This is a genomic window from Nocardia inohanensis NBRC 100128 (genome assembly GCF_001612945.1).
Taxonomy (GTDB): Bacteria; Actinomycetota; Actinomycetes; order Mycobacteriales; family Mycobacteriaceae; genus Nocardia; species Nocardia inohanensis.
This window is the reverse complement of record NZ_BDBK01000008.1, coordinates 747,490-764,768: the sequence shown is the minus strand read 5'-3', so window position 1 is coordinate 764,768 and position 17,279 is coordinate 747,490. Positions and strand designations below refer to the sequence as shown.

The window sequence follows — 17,279 nt, the reverse complement described above, 5'->3', positions numbered from 1 at the left end:
AAACAACACCGCTTCCAGGAGGAATCATGGCAGACCAGACCGCTCCGGTCACCGGCGAACACCCCGTCGTCGCGGGCGTCGACGGGTCGGAGATCTCGTACCAAGCTGTCGCCTGGGCGGCGGCGGAAGCCGTACTGCGCCACCGGCCGCTGCGCATCGTGCTCGCCTACGGCCTGCCGATCGGCCGCGAGACCCGGACCTCGCTCGGGGCGGCGGAAATGGCGGCCATGCGCGCGGAGGCCGAACGGGTCCTGACCGAAGCCGCCCGGGTGGCCCGGCACGCCGCGTCCGAGCCGACCCTCGACATCACCACCGAGGCGATCGATGATCTGGTGCTGCCCACCCTGATCGAACGCTCCAAGCAGGCCGCGCTGATGGTGGTGGGCAATCGCGGTCGCGGCGCCATCCGGCGTGCGGTCCTGGGCTCGGTCAGCACCGGGCTCTCGCGGTACGCGCACTGCCCGGTGGCCGTCGTGCACGGCGATGCCGAGGCCGGCGCGGGGAGCAAACCGATCGTGGTCGGCGTCGACGGGTCCGCGAACAGCCTGCCCGCCGTGCGAATGGCTTTCGAAGAGGCGTCGCGGCGTGAGGTTCCGTTGATCGCGGTGCACGCCTGGAGCGATTCCAGCGGTTTCGATCTGGAAGTGGTCGGCTGGAATACGATCCGCAAGACCGAGGACGTGCTGATGGCCGAGGGGCTCGCCGGATTCGGCGAGGAGTTCCCGGATGTGAAGGTCGAACGCTACGTCGTCTGCGACACCCCGGTCCGCGCCCTGCTCGAACACGCCGCGGGTGCGCAACTGCTGGTCGTCGGCACGCACGGCCGCAGCGGATTCGCCGGCCTGGTGCTCGGTTCGGTGAGCACCGCGCTGCTGCACGATGCCGAATGCCCGGTGCTCGTGGTGCGCTCGCGGGAAACGGCGGCCGAGTGATGTCCGCGCACCATCCCGACCACCACACCGTCCGTGCCGCACTGGCATTGGCGTTGCGCGCCCCGTCGGTGCACAACACCCAGCCCTGGCAGTGGCGGCTCGGCGACACCACCGTGCACCTCTACTCCGACGACAGCCGCCACCTGACCCACGCCGACCCCGACAGCCGCGAAATGCTGATGAGCTGCGGTGCGGCCCTGCACCACTTCCGAATCGCGATGCGCGCCTTCGGTTGGGACACGGTGGTGCACCGGCTACCCAATCCCGCCGAACCCCGGCATCTGGCGGCCATCGAATTCCGGCATGCCGAACCCGACCCGGAAGCGGTGCGGTCGGCGCGCGCGATCGCTCGAAGGCACAGTGACCGTAGGCGTTTCACCTCGTGGGAGGTGACATCGGGGCAGCTCGACGCCCTGGTCGCGGCGGGCGCCGGACCCGGCGTGAACGTCCGGGTCGTCGACACCGGCGGTGAACGCACCCGCCTGCAACGGGCTTTCGCCGAAGCCGCCGCCCTGCATGCCGCCGATCCCGGCTACAACGCCGAACTGTCCTCCTGGAGTGGCCATCACGCCACCACGGAGGGTGTCCCGGCCCGCAATGCGGTGGCCGTCACCGATCCCACGGTGCGCCCGTTCGGTGATCCGCAACTGACCGAGGCGGTGGTGACCGACACCGACGAGCCCGCACGAATGCTTTTGGTGTGCACCGCATCCAACGATCCGGAGTCCTGGCTCAGCGCCGGCGAGGCCACCAGCGCGGTGCTGCTGGCCGCCACCGCCCGCGGGCTGGCGACCTGTCCGCTGACCGAGCCCCTCGAACTGCCGCAGGTGCGCGAACGCATTCGCGCCGACCTGCTGGGCGGTTTCGGCTACCCGCAATTGATCATCCGGCTGGGCTGGGCCGCCACCAGCGCCGAGCCCGTGCCCGCGACGCCGCGGCTCGCGCTCGACACGGTGCTGCGCCCGCTGGAGCCGGCCGACACCCTGGGATGAGGACCCATGTCGTCGATATCGATTCCGCTGCTACGTATCTGGCGAGTACAGCCCTGGAGCGCCAACCGCCTGATGCGCGGCATCGATCGCGGAGAGGCGGGCTTGCGGCTGCTGATGGTCGTGGCCGCGCTACTGCTGATCCCGGTGGCCGCGGCCATGGGAACCGCCGCCTACAGCCGCAGTGCCGCTGACCTGGCGCGGTCCAATGCCGAAAAGGTCGAGGTAGCGGCCATCGTGACCGGGAAACCGGAGCTGCGACTGCCCGCGAACTCGCGCCAGGTGAGCGACGACTATCGGGCCGCCGCCCGCTGGGTCTGGAACGGAACCGAGTCGACCGGCACCGTCGAAGTCGACGCGAAGACGAAAGCCGGTGCCACGGTTCGCATCTGGCTCGGCGCGGACGGACGGCCCACCGAGGCGCCGAAGCCCGCCGGTGTCGCGGTCGGCGACGGCGTGGGCGCGGCGCTCGCGGTAATGCTGGCCGGCTGGTGTGTGGCGATGGCTTCGGCGTGGTCGATCGGCCTGCTGCTGAACGTGATTCGCGGCCGTCGGCTGGACCTGGAATGGCGCAGCCTGGCCGACTCCGTCGAAACCTGAACGACACCAACGAAAGCAAGCATCCAGCGCCGCCCGAGCGGTGGTGCCGGAAGGGACTTCGGTCCGCCGGAGCACGAACGAAGGAGATCAGGATGACCGAGAACAGCACAGCCCGAGGCGAATCGAATCCGCCGATCATCGCCGCCGTGGACGGTTCGGCGGTGTCCTATCAGGCCGTCGCGTGGGCAGCGGTGGACGCGGCCCTGCACGGCGCTCCGCTGCGGATCGTCAATTCGTCGGCCGTACCGACCGGTTTCGCGCCGGGCACGGTGCTCACCGAATCCGATGTGGAGTGGCTGCGGCGGGACGGGCGGCGGGTGCTGGACGAAGCCAGCCGGGTGGCGCGGACGGCGGTCCCGGGGGAGGCGTTGACCATTCACACCGAGCAGACCATGGAGCCGATCATCCCCCGGCTGCTGGCCGAATCCGGTAGCGCCCGCACCATCGTCGTCGGAAGTCGCGGCCTGGGCGCCCTGCGCCGCGGTCTGCTCGGCTCGGTGAGCTCGGCGGTGACCCGCCACGCCCACTGTCCGGTCGCGGTGATTCACACGACCGCGAACACCGACCCGGTGTCGGCGGAGCAGCCGGTCCTGGTCGGAGTGGACGGCACCGAGAACAGCGTGCCCGCACTGGAATTCGCGTTCCGGGAAGCCTCGCTGCGTAAGGCCGGTCTCACCGCCCTGCATGCCTGGACCGACCTCACCGGTCCGACCCTGCCGGTCCCGGGCTGGGACATGGTGCGCGAGCAGGAGAGCGAACTGCTCTCCGAGCGGCTGGCCGGATTCGGCGAACGCTACCCGGATGTCGAGGTGCGCCGAATCCTGGTGCTGGACCGCCCGGTTCGCGCGCTGCTCGAGGAATCGGAGAACGCGCAGCTGCTCGTCGTGGGCAGCCACGGCCGCGGTGGATTCAGCGGCATGCTGCTCGGATCGACCAGCACCGCGGTGCTGCACAGTGTGGACTGCCCGACCGTGGTGGTGCGGCAACCCTGACAGCCGCGGCCCCGCCGGTTCGGTGGGCAGTCCCGAAAGGGCTGCCCACCGAGCCGTTTCGGCGTCAAGGGCCCGGGCTCAGTCCAGCGGCGCGGACCAGCGCAGCCGGGTGCCGGTGTCGTCGGTATTGCGCAGGATGGCGAATTCGCCGCCGACCTGCTCCGCGCGCCGCGCCAGATTGTTCAGGCCGCTGGAGGTGACATCGTCGGGCATGCCGCGGCCGTCGTCGGAGACCACGATGGTCAGATCGTCGCCGACATCCACTGCCACGGTGAGGGTTTCGGCCCCCGAATGCCGGATGGCATTGCTGACCGCCTCACGGATCACCGCCTCGGCGTGATCGGCCAGCTCCGCGCCGACCACCGACAGCGGACCCGAAATGCGCAGCGAGCTACGGATTTCGACGTCGGCGGTGTGCTTGGCGATCACCTGCTCGAGCCGCTGCCGCAACCGCGTGCTCTGGCCGTTGCCGCCGTGCAGATCGAAGATGGAGGTGCGGATCTCCTGCACCACATCCTGGAGATCGTTGACCACATCGGTAAGTCGTTGCCGCACTTCGGGAGTCCGGGCGCGGGCGATGGTGCCTTGCAGGCTCAAACCGGCCGCGAACAGCCGCTGGATGACATGGTCGTGCAGGTCGCGGGCGATGCGGTCGCGGTCGGTGAGCACGTCGAGTTCGCGCATGCGCCGCTGCGTCTCCGACATCTGGATGGCCAGTGCGGCCTGATCGGTGAACGCCGCCGCCAGTTCCAGCAATTCGTCGGAGAACGACGGCGCGGACAGCGGCCGCACCACGCACAGCACCCCGAAAGTGCCGTTCTGCACATGCAACGGCAGGATCAGGGTGGGGCCGGCGTCGGAGATCGGCTTGCCCAGGTCGATGCCGCCCGGATCGTCGAAACGCAGCGGTGTGCCCTCCATGAACACCTGCCCGATGGCGGTGCCGGTGGTGCGGACCGACGTGACGGCGGGCCCGTCACCGGGACCGGACCACCGGGCGATCCGCAATTGCGGGGTCTCCTCGGGCAGGCCCTCCGGGTCGTCGGCGACGGCCAGGAACGCCTGTTCGGATTCGGTCAGCGTGCGGACGTGCTCGAGCACTTCGGCCAGCACGTCGTCGGCATCGGTGTCGGCCAGGAACGCGGTCGCCACATCACGGGTGGCCTCGATCCAGGCCTGGCGGGTGCGCGCGGATTCGTAGAGCCGCGCATTGTCGATCGCGATGCCCGCGGCCGCCGCCAGCGCCTGCACGATCACCTCGTCGTCCTCGTTGAACGGCAGGTTGTTCTTCTTCTCGGTGAGGTAGAGGTTGCCGAAGATCTCGTCGCGGATCCGCACCGGCACGCCCAGGAAGGTGTGCATGGGCGGGTGATTGGCCGGGAAGCCCACCGACGACGGGTGATCGGCGATATTGTCCAGCCGGATCGGCTTGGGCTGGCTCAACAGCAATCCGAGCACCCCGCGGCCCGAGGGCAAATCCCCGATCAAGGTGGCCGTATCGGGGTCGATGCCCTCGTGGATGAAATTGACCAGATGGGAGTCGGAACCGCGCACGCCCAGCGCCCCGTAGCGCGCGTCCACCAAGCTGATCGCGGTTCGGATGATGGTGCGCAGCGTCTCGTCCAGATCGAGACCGGCCGTCACCGACAGCATCGCCTCGACCAGACCGTCCATCCGGTCGCGGGCGTCGATGATCTGGTCGACCCGGTCCTTGACCTCGGACAGCAGCTCTCGCAGCCGCAACTGCGAGAGCGTGGTGCGCACCGAGTACGAGTCGGCGGAATCCCCGGTCATGTCTGATGTCCTGTACTTCTGTGGTGCAGCACGCACGATTGTGACGGGCCGTGTGCTCACAGTTTATTCGGACGTGGGGAACCCCTGTGTTCAGACGCGAAGATGGTTCGCGGCAGCGGCGGATCGCGCCTGCTCGAGCAGCAGGCGACGCTCGGCGGCCGCCACCGTCCGGCGGGTGCGATCGATGGCGTCCGGCGTCACCGAGATCGACGTGATACCCATGCGTACCAGCCGTTCGGCGAATTCCGGATGGGTCGACGGCGCCTGCCCGCACAGCGACGAGGTGATGCCGTGCCGGCGGGCGGTGCCGATGATCTGGTCGATGGCATCGAGCACCGCGGCATCGGATTCGTCGAACAGTTCGGCGCATTCGGCGGAGTCGCGGTCCACGCCCAGCATGAGCTGGGTCAGATCGTTACTGCCGATGGAGACGCCGTCGATGCCCATGCTCACGTATTCGGGCAGGCGGTGCACGATGGAAGGCACTTCCGCCATCACCCACCGGTGCAGTCCGCGCTGGTGGCCCAGTGCGCTGGCATCCACCAGCCGCAGGCATTCCTCCAGTTCCCAGCGGGTGCGCACGAACGGAATCATCAAGTGCAGGTTGGGGTGCTGCTCGCGGACCCGGGCCAGTGCGGTCAGCTCCAGGGTGAACAGTTCCGGTTCGCGGACGTAGCGGTAGCAGCCGCGGAAGCCGATCATCGGATTGTGTTCGAGCGGCTCGTATTTGCCGCCGCCTTCCAGTGCCCGGAATTCGTTGCTGCGCAGGTCCGTTGCGCGGTAGACGACCGGGCGCGGTGCGAAGGCGCCCGCGATGCGTTGCAGCGATTCGGTCATGGACGTGACGAAGCGTTCGCCCTCGCCCCGTGCGATGAGGTCGCGGGGATGGCGTCCGCCGAGCGCTTGGGTGAGCAGGGTTTCCGCGCGCAGCAGTCCCACGCCGTCGACCGCTGCGGTGGCCACTCGTTCGGCGACTTCGGGCAGGGCGAGGTTGACGTAGATGCGGGTGGCCGTGGTTTCGGCCGCCGCGACGGCCGGACCGACGGGCCGGGCCGTGGTGCTGGCGGCCGGACGTCCGTCCCGGCCTTCGCGCACCTGGCCGGTCGCCCCGTCCACGGTGACGAGGGCTCCCGCGGTGAGATCCTTGGTGGCCGTGCGGGTTCCGACAATGCACGGCACCCCGAGCTCGCGGGCGACGATCGCAGCGTGACAGGTCATGCCGCCGCTGTCGGTGACGACGGCGGCCGCGCGCGACAGGGTGGGCAGCCAGTCCGGGTTCGTCATCGGCGCGACCAGGACTTCACCGTCCCGCAGCGACCGGCCTTCGCCGGGGGACAACAGGATTCGCACCGGGCCGGCCGCGGAGCCCGGCGCGGCCCCGAGGCCGCGCAGCAGCACCCGGCCGGGAACCGGTTGGGCCACCGGGGTTTCCGTTGTTCCCGGTTCGGACAGGGTGGTGATCGGGCGGGCCTGTACCAGCCACAGGGACTGATCGTCGTAGGCCCATTCGACATCCTGGGGGATACCATCGTGATGGCGTTGCACGGCCAGCGCGAGGGTGGCGACCTCGACGATTTCGCCCGTGGTCAGCACCGGCCCGGCGGTCTCGGTGGGGTCGAGCTCGACGCGCCGGTCACCGTCGTCACCGGCCACGATCGCGAAACTCTGTTGCCCGAGCCGGCTTTCGAGCAGCACCGGCCCGGTGGCATCCAGCAGATAGGTGTCGGGTTCGGTGGCCCCCGACACCACCACCTCGCCCTGTCCGCGGGCCGCCTCGATGACCACCCGGTCCCGGCGGCCGCTGCCCGGATCGGCGGTGAAGGCCACGCCGGCCCGGCGCGCGGTCACCATGCGCTGCACGATCACCGCCATGACCGGGCGCTCGTGCATGCCGCGCCGGGAGCGATAGGTGAGCACCCGGGGCGTGAACAGTGACGACCAGCAGTCGACGAGTGCGTTCAGCAGGCGTTCGTCGCCGCGAATATTGGTGCGCGAGACGTTCATTCCCGCGAACGAGGCGGTGGCGCCGTCCTCGCCGATGGCCGAGGACCGCACCGCGACCGGCGCAGCGGGGTCCAGGCCGTGATAGGCGGTCAGCAGGGCATCGCGGAGGGCGGGCGGAATCGGGCTGTCGTGCACCAGTTCCCGCATGCGGCGGCACAGTTCCTCGAGTTCCGCGCCCCGGTCCGCCGCGGCCGCCGCCAGCGCGCGCCGATGCAGGTCGTCGAGCTCCGGTCCGTGCGGCCCGGCACAGATCGCCTCCTGATAGCCGGACTTCAACACCGCGAATCCGGGCGGGACCGGCAGGCGCGCGGCCACCAGTTCACCGAGGTTCGCACCCTTGCCGCCGGCGCGGTCGGCATCGGCCATCCGCAGTTCACCCAGACTGGCCACATAGTCGCCCATCATCGCTCCGATCCATCGGGTGTCGTCGTTTCAGCTTCCAGCGCGAAACCCGGTCCGGAGCAGGGGCCAAGGTCCCGACTCGACCGGCGTTGGACCTGCCGGTCACTGCGGGCGGGAACCCTGCGACAGCGGCGAATCGGCACGGCGACGGGGTCTTTCGGCTCTCCCCGGCGCAAGTGCGCGATGCGACGCTGTAAGGATCAGCGTCACTCCAGAATTCAGGTACCGGTCATGACCGAATTACGACCGTTGGACGCGGGGTTCGTCGAACTCGAGGACTCCGACCGGCACATCAGCCTCGGTATCGGGGTGGTGGCGATACTGGCCGGACCGCCGCCCAGCCGCGCGGAATTCACGGCCACGCTGGCCGAGCGGCTGGCGGTCGATCCGCGGCTGCGGCAGCGCATGCGGCGCACCACCTTGGATTTGGCCATTCCGAGCTGGGAGGAGGATCCGGCCTTCGATATCGCCCATCACGTGCGCTGGATCGCGCTGCCCGAGCCGTCGGACGAGGATGCGCTTTGCGATGTGGTGGCTGGGGAGGTGGCGGACCGGCTGGACCGGGATCATCCGCTGTGGCGGTGCACCGTCGTCGAGCGGCTGGCGGGGGACCGGTGGGCGATCCTGCTGATGGCGCATCACAGTGTGCTGGACGGTGTTTCCGGAATCGGTCTGCTCACCGGGTTCTGTGATCCCCGTGCTGCGGCCGAGACACCCTCCGCCACCGCGGATTCGGCGGATGGCGGTTCGTCGGCGGATTGGTATCGCCGGATGATGTCGCTGGCCCGGTTGCCGATCGACCTGCCGCTGGGCACGATTCGTACCGTGCGCGGACTGCTCCCGGTCATGTCCGCCTTCCTCTCGGCCACCGAAGGATCGACCCTCATCGGTGCGATCGGACAGCAGCGCCGCTACACCGTCACCCGGGCGGCGCTCGACGACATCCGGGAAATCGGCCACGCCTTCGACGCCACCGTGAACGACGTGGTGCTGGCGGTCATCACGGCCGGCTACCGTGCGCTGCTGCTGCATCGCGGCGAGGACCCCACCCCCGATAAACTCCGCATCCTCGTCCCCGTCTCCACTCGCGCCGCCGACGCGAAATCGGTACTGGACAACCGGGTTTCGGCGGTGCTGCCGTTGCTCCCGGTGCACGTCGGCGATCCCGTCGAACGACTCGCGGTGATCAGCGGGCGGATGCGGCAGCACAAGGCCCGCGGGGAAGCCGCCGCCGAGAGCAGCCTGCTCGGTCTGGCCGGCCTGCTGCCCTTCGCGCCGCTCGGCTGGGCCGTCCGGCTCGTGGCCCGCCTGCCGCAGAACCGGGTCACCGCCGTGGCCACCAATGTCCCGGGCCCGCGCGCCCCGCTGACGTTCGCGGGTCGTGCGGTGCTGGAACTGCTCCCGATCGTGCCCATCGCGGTCCGGTTGCGCACCGGCATCGCCATCCTGAGCTACACCGATCAGCTGACCTTCGGGCTCACCGGCGATTACGACACCGTGCCGGACCTGCGAGTGATCGCGGCGGGCATCGATTCGGCCGTGGCCGAGCTGTTGCGGGCCGCCCGCGCCGCCTGACCCCGTGGCGTGGCCGTAACGCGGGCGATCTGTAGTCCGTGTTACGGCACCAGGACCGCCGCACCCGCGAAGCGGCCGTGTGCCAGATCGCGCAGGGCCCGATCGGCGTCCGCGAGCGCGTAGGGATGCACCGTGACCTCCAGGCGGTGCGCGCCGGCGAAGGCCAGGAACTCCCGGGAATCCGCGCGGGTATTCGCGGTGACCGAGCGAATCTCGCGCTCCTGGAACAGATGCCGGTCGTAATTCAAGGGCGGGATGTCGGAAAGATGGATGCCAGCGATGGAAAGGACACCGCCGCGGTCCAATGCCGCCATGGCGGGCAGCACCAGGTCACCGACCGGGGCGAAGAGAATGGCGGAATCCAGTGGGACCGGTGGTGGCTCGGCCGCGCCCTGTGCGGAGGCGGCACCGAGCTCCAGGGCCAGGCGCTGGGCGGCGGCGTCGCGCGTCATCACATGCACCTCGGCGCCCTCGGCCAGCGCCACCTGCGCGGCCAGATGCGCGCTGCCGCCGAACCCGTAGATGCCCAGCCGCCCGCCCGGCGGCAAGGCGGCCCGGCGCAGCGCCCGGTAGCCGATGATTCCCGCGCACAGCAGCGGCGCGAGTTCGGTGTCGCCGTAGCCCGCGGGCAGCGGCAGTGCGAATGCGGCCGGCACCACCGCGAATTCGGCATACCCGCCGTCGGCGTCCCATCCGGTGTATCGCGAACGCGGGCACAGATTCTCCGCGCCGCGCAGGCAGAACCGGCATTCCCCGCAGGTGTGCCGCAGCCAGGCGATCCCCACCCGATCCCCGACCGCGAATTCGGTTCCGGCGTCCGGGCCGAGCGCGGTGACCACCCCCACCACCTCGTGGCCGGGCACCACGTCCGTGCGGTGCACCGCCAGATCGCCCTCGGCGACATGCAGATCGGTGCGGCACACCCCGCACGCGAGTACCCGGACCTGGAGTTCGCCCGGTCCCGGGTCCGGCACCTCGAGCAGTTCGGAACGCAGGGGCCCGTTGTCGATCGGACCCGGTTTCGTCACCTGCCACGCACGCATCGACACCATCGAATTCACCCTTCGACTCCCGGCTTTCTACAGTGTGCCCCGGTGGCCGGGCCCGGGTCGCCGCCTACCCGGCGGCCGTGTCGTGGGCGGGGAGTGCGACCGGCAGCGACAGCGCCGATCGGTCGGCGGCCAGGATCAGATCGGTGGCCGTCAGTATCCCGGTGAGCCGGCCGTATTCATCCACCACCACGGCCGCATCCAAGTTGGGGCGCAACACGATTCGGCACATGAGATCGGACAGGCGTTCCGCCGCCGTCGTGATGGCCGCGCGTGGGAGCTTGCGCGCCACCTCGCCCAGGTGTGCCTCCGTGCGGCGGCCGGCGGGCAGCGCGGACAGATCCGACCAGGCCAGGACCGCGACCGGGCGGCCTTCGGCATCCACCACCGGGAAGACCCGATGCCGGGAGCAGGCTGCGGGCGACGCCAGCAGGTCGGGCAGCCGCCAGTCCGCCGCCACCGCGATCGGGCTCGGTGTCATGAGGTCGCGAACCGTGGTGTCGCCCAGCCGATGCCGCAGCCCGGCGACCACCATTTCCTCGGCGGCGGTGTTACGCAGGAACCAGCCGAGCAGGATCAGCCACAACCCGCCGAACTGGCCGAGCACGATCACCTCGGCGATACCGAGCAGCATCAGGGTGGCGCCGAGCAGCCGGCCCCAGCGCGCCGCGGTCGCCTCGGCGCGCAAGCGGTCACCGGTCCGCCACCACAGCACCGCCCGCACCACGCGCCCACCGTCGAGTGGAGCGCCGGGCAGCAGATTGAACACGGCCAGCACCAGATTCACCGTGGCCAGCCACACCAGCACGGCGGTCACCGGCCCGTCCGGCGCGATGCGCCCGGACAGCCCGGCCGCGGCGCCCGCGGCAACGGCCAGCGCCACGCTGGTGACCGGTCCCGCCAGCGCGATACGCAAGTCGGACTTGGGATCTCGCGGTTCCTCGGCCAGTTCCGAGAGACCGCCCAACAGCCACAGTACGATCCCGTGCACCCGCACACCGGCTCGGCGGGCCACGATCGAATGCGCCAGCTCGTGCGCCAGCAGACAGCCGAGCAAGGCCGTCGCGCCGAGCCCGGCGCTGAGCCACACCGCGAGCGGGTCGCCGGTGCCCGACAGTGATGCCGCCAGCAGCCAGGTGAGCAGTCCGATGGTGATCAGGGCCGTCCAGTGCGCCCGCAGGCGGACACCGGCGATGCGGCCGAGCGGAATGGTTGCCTCGAACATGAGCGATCCTTCGCGAGGAGTAGCGTGCGCCGATCGGCGGTGAGCCGTGCGTCGTCAGGGGTGAGTCGGGATCGCCGCGGGCTGCGGCAGTTTCAGGGCCCGCGCGATCGAGGCCGACCACAGCGAGACGGCCGTCCAATCGCGCAGGTCGCCGTAGCGCGTACCGCCCAGCAGCCGGTAGATGGTGCGGGCGCTCCACGAGACGCCCGCGCGCTCGTAATGCCCGGCGAAGGCCCGGTATTCGTGGGCGCCGGCCAGATCACGCGCCAGGGCGATGCGCTTGGGGACGGCGGTGCCCACGCGACGCCCGATCGGACCGCGCAGCGCCGGGCCGAGACCGACACTGAACATCCACACCTCACGGGCGAGCAGCTCCTGCCGATGCGAGCGGAGGTATTCGGCCGCTTCCGGGAGCAGCGCCCGGTTGTGGACGGCGCTGCCGAGGATCACGGTGTCGAAGCGGGACAGGTCGGGCGCGTGTTCGACGTCGGCGACCTCCACGGTCGCGCCGCGTGCCGCCAGGTCCGCGGCGATGTATTCGGCGATTTCCCGGGTGGAACCCTGCGCGGTGGCATAGATGACCGCGATGCGGGGGAGTGGGTACTGGTTCATGAGGTAGACACTGCTCGCCGCGGCGAAAACCTTTGAGGGGCATCGTGCCTCGCTTGGAGAGCCGATTGTCACCGAGGACGCGGGGTGGCGGGCGGCCGGCGGCAGCGGCTTCGAAATCCAGCCCTGAGTCGCATGTCCAGATGGTCCCCGCGTCGAGGACCTTCGGCCCTGTCCGGCCGCGCGATTCGATGCTGACATGGAATCGACCGTTGTTCGCGAGCAATCCGAGAAGGGATCGTCACCCTATGTGTTCGTGCGAGCCATCGTTCCGGGTGCGCCCGGAAAGGACCGCGCCGCCGTGGGCGCGCGACGGATGGGGCGTGCGATCATGAGCGCGTTCGACGCGGAAGCCCGCGATATGGTGGACCTTTCCCGCTCCGAAGCCCTGCGACTACTGGCCGGGGTCCCCTTCGGCCGGGTGGTCTTCACCCGTGACGCGCTGCCGGCGATCCGACCGGTCAACCACCTGGTGGACGACGGCGAGATCATCATCGTCCGTACCCGGCTCACCTCCCGGCTGACCTCCGCGGTCCGCGCCGAAACCCACGTGGTGGTGGCCTACGAGGCCGACGAGATCGACGCCGTCACGCAGCTGGGCTGGTCGGTCGTGGTGACCGGCATCGCGCGTCCGGTCACCGACCCCGTGCGCAAGGCCGTATACGAAGCGCGCCTGCGGCCCTGGGTCTCCGGGGCGATGGATACCGTCATCGCCATCGAACCCACCCTGGTGACCGGTGTCCGCCTCGTCTCCGCCGACGAGGCGCGCCGGCTCCGCCCCGAAGCCTGCTGACCTAGCGATTCCAGGCGTCCAGCGCCGAGGCCATGGTCTCGGCGGGCGGTGCGGTGGTATCGAGTAGCGCGGCGTCGTCCCAGGCGGGCACGGACGCCGCCATGGTTCCGGCGATTGCCGGGGTGGCCTCCGAATTCCCGGCCGTGCGAGTGCCGATGCGCGCGGCGGCCAGCGGTTGCGGGCAGGCGCAACGCATCATGATCAGATCGCTGGCGGTGTGCTCGGCCAGGGCCGTCGCGCGACGGCGCTCGTCCGGGTCGAGCCAGCTGGCATCGAGCACGACCGAGTGGCCGTGCTCGAGCAATGGCCGCGCCCGCCGCAGCATCCGTTCGTAGACCAGGGCGCGGGCGGCGGCGGTGTAGGCGCCCGCGCCGTAGTTCCCGGCCGGGCCGGTTATCTCACCGGACGCGCGCAATTCGGCCCGCACCGCATCGCTGGAGATCACGGTCGCGCCGGTGCGATCAGCCAATCGGGTTGCCACCGTGGACTTTCCGGTGCCCGGCAAGCCGCCGACCAGCGTCAGCCGCACCCGCGCGGCCGCCAACTGGGCGAGGGCCAGCTCGAGGTGCCGGGCCGCGCTCGCCGGTGCGGCCGGATCGTGCTGGGCCGCGCGGATGCGATCGGTTTTGGCGCGCACCATCGCTCGATAGGCGATGTAGTGCCGGCGCAGTGCGATCGGCGCGGGATCGCCCGCCGCGTGCTGGTAGGCGTCGAGGAAAGCATCGGCGAGTTCGGCATGCCCGCGGAATTCCAGATCCATGGCCAGGAACGCGGCGTCGTCGAGTCCGTCCACGTAGCGCAGTCGATCGTCGAAGTCCAGGCAATCCAGCAGGCGGAAGCCGTCGGGCAGGGCGAAGATGTCCTCGGCGAGCAGATCGCCGTGCCCGTCGACCATGCGCCCGGCGTTGATGCGGCCGCCCAGCAGTGCGGCCCGGCCGTCGAGAAAGCGCATGGCCCAATGCTCGGCGCGGAGCACGTGATCGGGGTCGATCGCTGCGGGCGGCTGTGCGGCCAGACCGTGGAACAGGACGCGCCAGCGGCGGCGCAGGGCCGGCACGGTGCCCTCCCGGTCGATCTCGGGACTACGTTCGGCGTGCGCATGGAAATCGGCGAGTACCGTTGCCAGCGTGGAGAATTCGCCGGGATCCAGTTCACCCGCGGCGAGCATGGTGGACAGCCGCCGGTCATCGGGCATCCGCCGCATGACCAGCAGGGGTTCCGCGGGCCCGCCGAGCGGATCGCTCAGGTGTGCCACCCCCAGGTAGACGTCGGGCGCGAGCCGCTGATTCAACCCGAGTTCGCGCCGGCACGCGTGTTCGCGCGCGGCCGGAGTACCGAAATCGAGGAAGTCGGTGGTGACCGGTTTCTTGGCCTTGTACGCGCGTTCGCCGTAGAGGAATACCACGCCGGTATGGGTTTCGCGCACCTGCGCGAAGGGTTCGACACTGGTCGCGACCCGCGTCGCGGAGTCCTCGGTTCTCACGGGAGCACCTGCCCGAGGGACTGCGTTTCGCCACGCTCGGCCGTTCCGTTCGGCTCCGGCAGCACCAGCACCGGGCACGGCGCGTGGCGTACCAGGTCCCGGCTGATCGGCCCGAGCCGGTCGGGGTGGGCGATGGACCGGTCGCGGACGACGATCACCAGACAGGCCAGGGCACTGAAGGTTTCGATGGCGGTGATCGTGTCGCCGACGACGGTGATCGGCCGCACGGTGATCTCCGGAAACTCGCGCCGGCAATGCTCGATCTGCTGGTCGGATACCACCGCCTTGTCCAGGTACCAGTCAGTCGGGGTTGTCCATTCCGGGCCGTGCCACACCCGTGCCACGGTCACCTCGCCGCCGCGGGTGCGAGCCGCGTGGAATCCGGCGAGCAGGGCGGGCCGGGCGGATGGCCACCCCTCCACCACGACCAGGACCGGGCCGTGCGCGGAATCGGTGTGCCGGATGAGCGCGACCGGACAGGCCGCGGTGCGGGTGACTTCGAGGGCGGTGGAACCGAGCATCAGATGCCGGACCGGCCCGATCTCGGCCGAGCCGAGCACGAGCAGGCTAGACGATCGGGTGCGCTCGGCCAGCGCCGATGCCGGGCGTCCGCGCCCGATCTCCGTACGGATTTCCAGGCGTTCCCGTGCGTCGGCCGGAATGCGCTGTTCGACAGCGTGTTTCGCGATGTCGAGGGTGCGCTGGGCGTCACGGTAATGGATCCCGCCGGGCCGGGCCGCGGGGCTGTCGGGCTCGGCGAGCACGTCGACCAGGCGTAGCGGAACCGACCGGGCGAGCGCTTCGCGCGCGGCCCACACGGCTCCGCGCAGCCCGGCCCCGGATCCGTCGATCCCGGCCGTCACGGGTAGCGGTAGTTCCTGCGGCCCGGGCCGGGAAGTGTTGGCGTCCATGTAAACAAGCGTGTACGGGCGGATCGATCGAGGATAGGGACCGGCAGCGGCAACCCCAGAGACCAAAGTCCCACGGTGGCCGGGCCGGACCGCCGCGGAGTGTCGAATCCTATTGCCCGCTGCGCAGTTTGGAGGCCAGCACGGCCGCCTGGGTACGCCGCTCCATGCCGAGCTTGGCCAGCAGTCGCGAGACGTAGTTCTTGACGGTCTTCTCGGCCAGGAACATGCGTTCGGCGATCTGCCGGTTGGTCAGGCCCTCGCCGAGCAGGTCCAGGAGCTTGCGTTCCTGTTCGGTGAGGCCGGCCAGCGGGCCGTCCGGTTCGGCGCTGCGGCGCAGCCGGTCCATGAGCGCGGCCGCGGCCCGGTTGTCGAGCAGGGAGCGGCCGGAGCCGACCTCCTTGATCGCCTTGGCCAGCTCCATCCCTTTGATGTCCTTGACGACATAGCCGCTGGCGCCGGCGAGAATGGCGTCCAGCATGGCCTGTTCGTCGGTGAACGAGGTCAGGATGAGGCAGCGCAGGCCGTCGTTGCGGGACAGCAGTTCCCGGCACAGTTCGATGCCGTTGCCGTCGGGCAGGCGGACATCGAGGACGGCGACATCGGGACGCAGCGCGGGAATGCGAGCCAGGGCGTGCGCGACATCGCCCGCCTCACCGATCACGGTGAGGTCGGGATCGCTGTCGAGCAGGTCCACCAGTCCGCGACGGACGATCTCGTGATCGTCGACGAGGAATACCTTGATCATGGCCAGCATCCGATCTACCAGGGTTGTGTCAGTTCAAACATAACCCCCGGTACGGCACAGCCGGGATGGCCTAAAGTCCCCTGAACAAATGGTCTTGGTCGTGACCTGTGTCACCCCTGCGATCCGTGCAGGATCTGATCCAGCGGCAGACGCGGGGTCGGGGTGTGCGGGCCGGGATCCCCGGTGCGGGTGCCGACCCGGATCAGTACCTGCGGCCGCCGCGGCGATCCGGTGAGTGCCTGCACGAACGACCGGCTGCGCGGCATCTCGGTGATATTGGTGACCGTGCAGGTCGCGTAGCCGGCCGCGGTGCACTCCAGCAGCACGGTCGACAGCGTCTCCCCGCACCGGACCAGTTCCGCGGTGCTGTCACCGTCCGTCGACAGCACGAGGATCGTCGCGCGATCCTCGGCCGGATCGGTATGCACGGGCGTGTCCGGTGCGGTGCCGGCGGGCATGCGGCGGGCCACGGCGACCCGGCTCCGATCCGCCTCACTGAGCAGCGCGTCGGCCGGTACGCCGGTGGCCATGCCGGAATGCCCTGTCCACCATTGCAATTCGGCCTGATACGGGGAGTCGTAACGGCGCAGCGCGGTGGTCAGCCGCGCGGCGTGCTCGAGTTCGGGCCGCACACCGTCCGGGAAGACGGTCAGGGTGGTCTGCTCGGCGGGAACGATGCTGCGCAGGGCGATGGCGAATTCGTCCCAGCCGTCCGGCGGCGCGAACGGCAGCCGATCGGTGCGGCGGCGCTCGATGGCCGCGGCGCGTTCGCGATCCGCGTCGGTGACGACGGTGGCCGGGGTCCAGGTGACCGTCGCCAGCTGATCGCGGCGGGTCGGGTTGGGCAGGTACGCGACGTGGGCGCGCCACCCGGCCGCGGCCAGCGCCGCCCGCAGATGCCCGAGCGCGATACCGCAGCTGAGGAACATCTGCCGCCCCGAATTGTCGGTGGCGGGCAGCATCCGGTCGGCGACCGAGAACAATCGCAGCGCGCTGCCGTCGAAGGTCCAGCGCCAGGGCTGGCTGTTGTGCAGTGACGGCGCCCGCCCGGCGAGCCGCACGGCCTGTTCGATGACTGCACCGCTCGGTTCGTCGTTCATATCTCCACGCTAGGTGTCGGCGGCGCGGTTGCCAGGGGTCCTTGGTCCTCGATCCCAGGACACTCCGGCCACCGGG

General features: G+C 70.2%; 15 protein-coding genes. 6 read left to right on the top strand and 9 right to left on the bottom strand.

The window, feature by feature from the left end:
- Positions 1 to 26 precede the first annotated feature (26 nt).
- The 4 genes from NI1_RS19230 to NI1_RS19215 all read left to right on the top strand — a co-directional run bounded on the left by NI1_RS19230 (position 27) and on the right by NI1_RS19215 (position 3,513).
- Positions 27 to 932 (top strand): universal stress protein, encoded by a 906-nt coding sequence (locus tag NI1_RS19230; RefSeq protein WP_067822185.1) that lies wholly within the window; start codon positions 27 to 29, stop codon positions 930 to 932.
- On the top strand, positions 932 to 1,924 hold the full coding sequence (locus tag NI1_RS19225) for an Acg family FMN-binding oxidoreductase (RefSeq protein WP_067822732.1): 993 nt from the start codon (positions 932 to 934) through the stop codon (positions 1,922 to 1,924). The genes NI1_RS19230 and NI1_RS19225 overlap by 1 nt, the downstream gene beginning before the upstream one ends.
- A 6-nt stretch (positions 1,925 to 1,930) precedes the next feature.
- Positions 1,931 to 2,521, top strand: a complete 591-nt coding sequence (locus tag NI1_RS19220) for an Rv1733c family protein (RefSeq protein WP_157535192.1) — start codon at positions 1,931 to 1,933, stop codon at positions 2,519 to 2,521.
- 92 nt (positions 2,522 to 2,613) lie between these two features.
- Positions 2,614 to 3,513, top strand: coding sequence for a universal stress protein (locus tag NI1_RS19215; protein ID WP_067822179.1), 900 nt, complete (start codon positions 2,614 to 2,616; stop codon positions 3,511 to 3,513).
- A 78-nt stretch (positions 3,514 to 3,591) separates the two neighbouring features.
- Here the strand turns inward: NI1_RS19215 and NI1_RS19210 are convergent, their stop codons facing one another.
- Both NI1_RS19210 and ppsA read right to left on the bottom strand, forming a co-directional pair.
- A complete protein-coding gene (locus NI1_RS19210; protein ID WP_067822176.1) occupies positions 3,592 to 5,307 on the bottom strand; it encodes a GAF domain-containing sensor histidine kinase in 1,716 nt (571 codons plus the stop codon).
- A gap of 90 nt (positions 5,308 to 5,397) precedes the next feature.
- On the bottom strand, positions 5,398 to 7,713 hold the full coding sequence (gene ppsA / locus NI1_RS19205) for a phosphoenolpyruvate synthase (RefSeq protein WP_067822729.1): 2,316 nt from the start codon (positions 7,711 to 7,713) through the stop codon (positions 5,398 to 5,400).
- Positions 7,714 to 7,944: 231 nt separating this feature from the next.
- Here ppsA and NI1_RS19200 point away from each other — a divergent pair, with 231 nt between their 5' ends.
- Positions 7,945 to 9,288, top strand: coding sequence for a wax ester/triacylglycerol synthase family O-acyltransferase (locus NI1_RS19200; protein WP_067822173.1), 1,344 nt, complete (start codon positions 7,945 to 7,947; stop codon positions 9,286 to 9,288).
- A 41-nt stretch (positions 9,289 to 9,329) separates the two neighbouring features.
- On the opposite strand, the gene NI1_RS19195 is transcribed toward NI1_RS19200, so the two are convergent.
- From NI1_RS19195 to NI1_RS19185, 3 genes are all read right to left on the bottom strand, one after another.
- The gene (locus tag NI1_RS19195) at positions 9,330 to 10,331 is read right to left on the bottom strand and encodes a zinc-binding alcohol dehydrogenase family protein (protein ID WP_067822726.1); all 1,002 of its coding nucleotides are present in this window, start codon (positions 10,329 to 10,331) and stop codon (positions 9,330 to 9,332) included.
- 73 nt (positions 10,332 to 10,404) lie between these two features.
- A complete protein-coding gene (locus NI1_RS19190; protein WP_067822170.1) occupies positions 10,405 to 11,562 on the bottom strand; it encodes a site-2 protease family protein in 1,158 nt (385 codons plus the stop codon).
- A 54-nt stretch (positions 11,563 to 11,616) separates the two neighbouring features.
- Positions 11,617 to 12,174, bottom strand: a complete 558-nt coding sequence (locus tag NI1_RS19185) for a flavodoxin domain-containing protein (RefSeq protein WP_067822167.1) — start codon at positions 12,172 to 12,174, stop codon at positions 11,617 to 11,619.
- Between the two features lie 313 nt (positions 12,175 to 12,487).
- Here NI1_RS19185 and NI1_RS19180 point away from each other — a divergent pair, with 313 nt between their 5' ends.
- Positions 12,488 to 12,964 (top strand): pyridoxamine 5'-phosphate oxidase family protein, encoded by a 477-nt coding sequence (locus tag NI1_RS19180; protein WP_067822720.1) that lies wholly within the window; start codon positions 12,488 to 12,490, stop codon positions 12,962 to 12,964.
- Between the two features lies 1 nt (position 12,965).
- Here NI1_RS19180 and NI1_RS19175 read toward each other — a convergent pair whose 3' ends face one another.
- From NI1_RS19175 to NI1_RS19160, 4 genes are all read right to left on the bottom strand, one after another.
- Positions 12,966 to 14,447: a bifunctional aminoglycoside phosphotransferase/ATP-binding protein gene (locus NI1_RS19175; protein WP_245663292.1), complete on the bottom strand. Its 1,482-nt coding sequence runs from the start codon at positions 14,445 to 14,447 to the stop codon at positions 12,966 to 12,968.
- Positions 14,444 to 15,358: a universal stress protein gene (locus tag NI1_RS19170; protein ID WP_067822164.1), complete on the bottom strand. Its 915-nt coding sequence runs from the start codon at positions 15,356 to 15,358 to the stop codon at positions 14,444 to 14,446. The genes NI1_RS19175 and NI1_RS19170 overlap by 4 nt, the downstream gene beginning before the upstream one ends.
- A 109-nt stretch (positions 15,359 to 15,467) precedes the next feature.
- On the bottom strand, positions 15,468 to 16,103 hold the full coding sequence (locus NI1_RS19165) for a response regulator (protein WP_067822718.1): 636 nt from the start codon (positions 16,101 to 16,103) through the stop codon (positions 15,468 to 15,470).
- Between the two features lie 110 nt (positions 16,104 to 16,213).
- Entirely contained in the window at positions 16,214 to 17,203 is a 990-nt protein-coding gene (locus NI1_RS19160) for an Acg family FMN-binding oxidoreductase (RefSeq protein ID WP_067822161.1), read from the bottom strand.
- Positions 17,204 to 17,279: the final 76 nt, after the last annotated feature.